The sequence below is a fragment of the uncultured Negativibacillus sp. genome (genome assembly GCF_944388365.1).
Lineage (GTDB): Bacteria > Bacillota > Clostridia > Oscillospirales > Ruminococcaceae > Negativibacillus.
Genome location: NZ_CALXIN010000117.1, coordinates 1 through 5,060, shown reverse-complemented (window position 1 = coordinate 5,060; position 5,060 = coordinate 1). Strand labels below are relative to the sequence as shown.

Here is a 5,060-nt window from a genome sequence, read left to right as displayed (position 1 = left end):
GGTTTATGCAGATAAGGATGTTCGCATCCGCAGCGCGTTGATGGTGAAATTGCGGATCGTATCGCTTTTGATGCCGCCGTCGGCAGCAAAGCCACACTTCTGATAAAAACGGATGGCTTTGCAGTTGGTGTCCAGTACCCACAGGGTGACCTCGTCCATTCCCATCCTGAGCAGCTCCTTCAGGCTTTCCTCCATCAACGCTCGTCCGATGCCCTGATGCTGGCATCTTTGCAGCAGATAAATTGCCTGTATTTCGCCGGTGGTAGGAGAGGCGTCCTGATCTCGGCTGCAAATCGGGATTGCAAAGCCGACGATTTCTCCGTCCAATTCAGCGACCAGAAAGTGCCGGCTGGTTTCCGATTCCATCCGCGCCTGCGTGCGGGCAGGAGAGAGGCTGTCAAGATAGCTTTGGTCGATCAGTCCGGCATAGGTTTCCTTCCAGCACTGGCAGTGGATACGGGCAATGGCAGCAATGTCCGCAAAGACAGCGGGACGGATGATGAGGTTGGACATACAAAATCCTCCTTTCGATATTACGGTATACAAGGTTATTTTGATTGTGACAATATCTTGTTTGCAGATACAAACAAAAAGACTTTGAGGAAGAAAGATTCCTCAAAGTCTTTTGGGGATTTATCTCCCTCTGTGTTTTTCTTTTCGTTTCTGTTGTTTTAAGTCATACCGGCGTTGGTTTTCAGCTTCTTGCATTTGCTTGCTGATTGTTTTTCTGATCAGTTTATTTTCTTCTCGCTGCTGCTGCAATGCCTGCTGCGATTTTGTTCCGATGCCGGACAGAGCAGTTTGTTTTCGAGCTTCTCTTTGCATCCGCTTCGGATTTTTCGCTTCTTTTCTGACTTTCACATCAACAGACGGACTGAACTTGAGCTGACTGTAATTTTTCAGAATAAACTGGAACACCTCATAATCTTTGGGTTCTGCTCCGAAGGTAACTTTGCATACAGAGAGTTTATCATCCTCTATACGCTCAAATACACCGACCCAAAACGGGTTATCAAAATACACGGTCAGCTTTCCGATTCTTTCGTCCATAACGAAACCCTCCTAAAATGTATTTCGCAGAAATGGACAACCCGGAGGGGAAGGTTACTTACCTGAAACAGTTCAGACGGCTGGGCTACCTACCAGCTCTAGCACACCAAAAGGATGTACATTGCGTTTTTATTCTGCGATTATATAAAGTGCTTTGCTGCACAATATACCAAATCTAATCTATTTTCTTGTGCGTGATTTTGCAAATGGGCAATCCCTGTCAGGGACTGCCCATTTATCTTGCTCATTATGCAATTATGCGGATAAGTGTATTCCGGTTTAGTACAGCTTTGCACCTGCTGGAATACGATCATCCACCATCAGAAGGTTGAGGCCCTCGTGACCGTCTTCTTCGTGAACTGCCGAGATCAGCATACCGCAGGAATCAATGCCCATCATCTTGCGAGGTGGGAGGTTTACGATTGCAATGCAGGTCTTGCCAACCAGTTCTTCTGGCTCATAGTACTCGTGAATACCGCTGAGGATGACGCGGTCATTGCCGGTTCCATCATCCAGAACGAATTTCAGGAGTTTTTTGCTCTTCGGAACAGCTTCACATGCTTTCACCTTGACTGCACGGAAATCCGATTTTGCAAAGGTATCAAATTCGACCATTTCTTCAAACAGTGGTTCGATCTTTACCTTGGAGAAATCAATCGGTTTTGCTTTTACTTCTTCTGCAGCAGGAGCGGTTTCAGCAGCCGGTTCAGTTTTCTTAGCTTCACCGCCGATTGGCTTCATGGTTGGGAACAGCAGGACGTCGCGGATGGATGGCTGGTTGGTCAGGAACATAACCAGACGGTCAACACCCATACCAAAACCACCTGTTGGCGGCAGACCATATTCCAGAGCAGTGATGAAGTCGTTGTCCATATCGGTTGCTTCCTCGTCGCCCTGTGCCTTCAGTTCCAGCTGATGCTCAAAACGTTCCTTCTGGTCGATTGGGTCGTTGAGCTCGGAGAATGCGTTTGCAAACTCACGTCCGGTGATGAACAGCTCAAAACGCTCGGTGTAGCCCGGGTTGTCCTTGTTTCTCTTGGACAGTGGGGAGATCTCAACCGGATGGCCCATCAGGAAGGTAGGCTGGATGAGCTTGTCCTCAACAAATTCGTCGAAGAACAGGTTCAGGATGTCGCCCTTCAGATGACGCTCCTCATACTGGATGTTGTGCTCTTTTGCAACAGCTCTTGCTTCTTCCAGAGTGTGAATCTCGTTGAAGTCAACGCCGGTGTATTTCTTGACAGCGTCCACCATGGTGATGCGCTCAAATGGTTTGCCCAGGTCGATCTCTTCGCCGCCATAGACAACCTTGGTGGTGCCCAGAACCTTCATGGTGACGTCGCGCAGCAGCTCCTCGGTCAGGTTCATGATGTCCTCGTAGTCTGCATAAGCCTGGTAGAATTCGAGCATGGTGAACTCTGGGTTGTGTTTGGTGTCCATACCCTCGTTGCGGAAAACACGACCGATCTCATATACCTTGTCAAAGCCGCCAACGATCAGACGTTTCAGATGCAGCTCCAGCGCGATGCGCAGGTACATGTCGATGTCCAGGGTGTTGTGATGGGTGATAAATGGACGAGCAGCAGCACCGCCTGCAATGTTGTGCAGAACAGGGGTCTCTACTTCCAGATAGCCCTTGTTGTCCAGGAATGCACGCAGCTCTTTGATAATCATCGAGCGTTTTACAAAGACATCGCGGACATCTGGGTTCATGATGAGGTCGACGTATCTCTGACGGTATCTCAGGTCGGTGTTGGTCAGACCGTGGAATTTTTCCGGCAGCGGCAGCAGCGACTTGGACAGCAGGATAGCCTCAGTAGCGCGGATCGAGATTTCACCGTGTTTGGTGCGGAACACCTCGCCCTTGACGCCAACGATATCACCGATGTCCCATTTTTTAAACTGATCGTAGGTATCTTCGCCAACGATGTCACGTTTGATGTAGATCTGGATTCTTCCCGAAGCATCTGCAACATCAAAGAAGGATGCTTTGCCCATCGCACGTTTGCTCATGATACGGCCGGCAATCGAGACCGGCTGGTTTTCCATTTCGTCGAAATGGTCAGCAATCTGCTGTGCATAAGCGGTGCGGTCATAACGGGTCTGTTCAAATGGGTTGTGGCCGGCTTCTTTGAGCGCGGCGAATTTTTCGCGTCGAATGCGAAGCACTTCGGAAAGTTCCTCAGCGGTCGGTTCGGCGGTGGATTCGATATTCTGGTTTTCCAGATTTTCTGCCATGAATGTTCCGTCCTTTCGGTTATTTATTCAAAATAAGTTTTTACAAAAATACACCAATATTATACCTTTTTTTTCGACGAAATACAATCAAAAAAATAAGGGCATTTTTGCTGCCGGTTTGGAGAAAATGCACCAAAACAAGCCGCGCAAATGCCCTTTGCTTTTCAAAAAAAAGGAATCAATTATTCAATCTTGATAATCTGATATTCGATCTTAGCGCCGGAAGGAACGGTGACCATAACCGAATCACCGGCTTTGTGGCCGAGCAGAGCTTTTCCAACCGGAGACTCATCGGTGATGGTGGACATATCGTTGCTGGATTCTACCGAGCTGATGATGCGGTAGGTCAGCTCATCGCCAAACTCGACGTCGCGGATGGTAACAAAGCTGCCCAGAGAAACAGTGCCTTTGTCCAGCTGGGATTTCTCGATGATCTTTACATTTTTAAGCTGGTTTTCCAAAGTCAGGATGCGGGCCTCAACGATCGCCTGCTCATTTTTTGCCTCATCATATTCGCTGTTTTCGGAAAGGTCGCCAAAACCGCGTGCAATACGGATTTTTTCCGAAATTTCTGCACGGCGGGTTGTTTTCAGTTCGTTTAATTCCTTGACCAGGTCGTTGTAGCCTTCCTGGGTCATTACAATTTCATTTGCCATGGTGCATACTCCTCTCAGCGGCAATCGGTGGCAAATCCCACAAAGCCGCCGTGTTAATGTATCAGCAAGCTACCCGATAGGTCGGTACAAAAAAAGACCGGACGCACAAAAACAACCGGCGCCGGAAGGGGAGGTGGAGTCGGAGGATAGGGATAGCTTTTGTGATAGTTAGTATTATAGTCAAACTGCGGGAAGCTGTCAAGGCATATTTCGGACAAAACACTTAAAAATGGCAGGGGAGAATGGGAATATTTTGTAAATCTTTTTAAAAGGAGCCTCTGGGGCACAAATCAATGACATGATTTTGAAAGAAAAGACATATTCTTGCAGAAAGGAGGAGAAAAGATATGCTGCATCTGATCCGCTGCCCCGAACATAGGAGAAGGAAGATGGTGTTTTATTCAGAGGAAGCCATTCATTCTGTGCAGGGACGACAAATCTCCGAAATTGTGCTCAGCCGAAATACCCGCCTGCCGGTATCCCGACTGGTCAGACGGTATGATCTGTTGGATGGTACCGTTTTGTTTTCCCAGCGCCTTGGTGAAAAGCAAATCCGGCGCTTTTGCAGCAGGGGAGTGCGTATCGCTGAAATCGGCAGGGAAAAGGAAATGTTACAGAACAGCTTCCTTTTGTCCGCGGCAGTTCAGATGCTGGAGCTGGCGGATATTCCGTTTGCCCATCGGGTGCTGGGAATTGCCGATCCTCAGCTGCGCCACCGAGAGCTGATCGAGCGAGCAGTGCAGCGGCTGGCACAGGTGCGGATCTGGACCAATCGCCTGGATGCGGCTCGACAGCTGCAGCAATACCTGATGGACGAATACGGCGCGCCGGTTCTGTTTGGGGAAGAACCGGAGATTCTGCGTTGTGCAGGAGTGATTCTGTCGCCGGAGGATGTGGAGATACCCTTACCAAAGGTGCCGGTCCTGACGCCGGAAAAGCCGGAAACAGCGCCGGAGCAAACGGTGGTGCTGTATCATCCGCTGCCGCAGATGCCGTCGGACTGTCTGCCGCTGTTGGAGGAAGGGGAGATCGACCCGATACAGCTGTTGGGAGCACTGGTTTCTTCGGAACGTTGCTGGAAGTTAAGAACTCTTCCGTGTGAATCACTGCTTTGCA

Annotated in this window: 5 protein-coding genes; 1 reads left to right on the top strand and 4 read right to left on the bottom strand. The window is 49.2% G+C overall.

Annotated elements, in window-relative coordinates; all coding sequences use genetic code 11:
- Positions 1-3: 3 nt before the first annotated feature.
- The 4 genes from Q0L39_RS10560 to greA all read right to left on the bottom strand — a co-directional run bounded on the left by Q0L39_RS10560 (position 4) and on the right by greA (position 3,944).
- The gene (locus Q0L39_RS10560; protein WP_296629021.1) at positions 4-513 is read right to left on the bottom strand and encodes a GNAT family N-acetyltransferase; all 510 of its coding nucleotides are present in this window, start codon (positions 511-513) and stop codon (positions 4-6) included.
- Between the two features lie 120 nt (positions 514-633).
- Entirely contained in the window at positions 634-1,050 is a 417-nt protein-coding gene (locus Q0L39_RS10555; RefSeq protein ID WP_296629019.1) for a YjdF family protein, read from the bottom strand.
- 279 nt (positions 1,051-1,329) lie between these two features.
- Positions 1,330-3,288, bottom strand: coding sequence for a lysine--tRNA ligase (gene lysS, locus Q0L39_RS10550; RefSeq protein ID WP_296629018.1), 1,959 nt, complete (start codon positions 3,286-3,288; stop codon positions 1,330-1,332).
- 182 nt (positions 3,289-3,470) lie between these two features.
- Complete coding sequence (gene greA, locus Q0L39_RS10545) at positions 3,471-3,944, bottom strand: transcription elongation factor GreA (protein ID WP_296629016.1); 474 nt, start codon at positions 3,942-3,944, stop codon at positions 3,471-3,473.
- A gap of 347 nt (positions 3,945-4,291) precedes the next feature.
- Between greA and Q0L39_RS10540 the strand changes: the two genes are divergently transcribed.
- On the top strand, positions 4,292-5,060 hold a 769-nt coding region (locus Q0L39_RS10540), incomplete at its 3' end, for a hypothetical protein (RefSeq protein ID WP_296629014.1).

Excerpts from the sequence above, each read along its gene's own strand:
- lysS (WP_296629018.1), bottom strand. The coding sequence starts at position 3,288 with ATGGCAGAAAATCTGGAAAACCAGAATATCGAATCCACCGCCGAACCG.
- greA (WP_296629016.1), bottom strand. The coding sequence starts at position 3,944 with ATGGCAAATGAAATTGTAATGACCCAGGAAGGCTACAACGACCTGGTC.
- Q0L39_RS10555 (WP_296629019.1), bottom strand. The coding sequence starts at position 1,050 with ATGGACGAAAGAATCGGAAAGCTGACCGTGTATTTTGATAACCCGTTT.
- Q0L39_RS10560 (WP_296629021.1), bottom strand. The coding sequence starts at position 513 with ATGTCCAACCTCATCATCCGTCCCGCTGTCTTTGCGGACATTGCTGCC.